General features: G+C 46.5%; 1 protein-coding gene. It reads left to right on the top strand.

Going from position 1 to position 1,069, the window contains the following annotated elements; translation table 11 throughout:
- Positions 1 to 834 (top strand): DUF3560 domain-containing protein (locus tag AB6D80_RS25060; protein ID WP_372189925.1); only part of this gene is annotated, 834 nt, incomplete at its 5' end.
- Positions 835 to 1,069: the final 235 nt, after the last annotated feature.

The following is a 1,069-nucleotide window of genomic DNA, read 5'->3' as shown; positions in this document are numbered from 1 at the left end:
CCGCCACCACAAGATAACACCCGAAAAGTGGTAGCGCTGGGAGACTATCAAGAGCGACAAGAAGCGAAGCGCGATAGATTAGAAGAGCGTGCCGCTAAAGCTGAAGCGGTCTCTAATGAGCGATTTAATACCGCGAGTACATTAGGGAAAATGTTACCGTTCGGTCAGCCAATCCTGGTTGGTCACCATTCAGAAGCGAAGCACCGTAAACACGCGGAGAGCATCAATACCAACATGCGTAAAAGCGTAGAGGCTCAGGATAAAGCGGAATATCTGAGCCGTCGCGCTGATAGTGTAGGCTCTGCCGGTATCGCGTCAGACGACCCAGAAGCGGTTGAAAAATTGAAGAAAAAGCTCGAGGGTTTGATTAAAAGTCATGAACTCATGAAAGCCGTTAATAAGATCGTTCGCTCTAGTCATATGACCGAGGAAGACAAGATCGAATATTTGGTTAATACACACGGACAGACAGAAGAAAGAGCAAAAAAATTATTACGCCCGTGTGAGTTTTTTGGAAAGTTTGGCTTTGATGCATACGCACTACAGAATAGTAATGCCAATATCCGAACAACTAGAAAGCGTTTAGAGCACTTGGAAGCGTTGCACAACGAAGCGCCATTACAGGGTAACGGCGAGGCAATGGGGACGGCTTGGGAGCTGTACGAAGAAGAGGGCCGCATTAAGTTTTCATTTGACGGTATTCCAGCCGAAGAGGTGCGCAAAAAATTAAAAAGTAACGGTTTTAAATGGTCACGATACTCTAAAGCGTGGGTGCGTAAACTGACGCCCAACGCGGTCTTTGTGACAAAAAGACTCATTACTTTATTCGATTAAAACCGAATGAGATGCCTCTTAGCCTGGAGGCCTTAGTTTCCTTGGTGATTTCCTTGAACGCTGTGGTCGCGCTAAAAGAAGTTGAGCCAAAGGCTCGACCGCAAGCGGTCGTCTAGCTGGCTCTCAGGAGGACTGTAGGCCCATTGACTCGATGCTTGATTGTATTGCAGTGTATTGATGTCAATTTGTGGTTGCGTGGCTGATAGGGCTTAATTGACGAGTTTTTTATGATGAT

Source organism: Vibrio sp. 10N.247.310.17 (assembly GCF_041466605.1).
GTDB classification, from domain to species: Bacteria; Pseudomonadota; Gammaproteobacteria; order Enterobacterales; family Vibrionaceae; genus Vibrio; species Vibrio tasmaniensis_A.
Note: the sequence above shows the minus strand (reverse complement) of the source record. Positions and strands in the feature narration are given on the sequence as shown.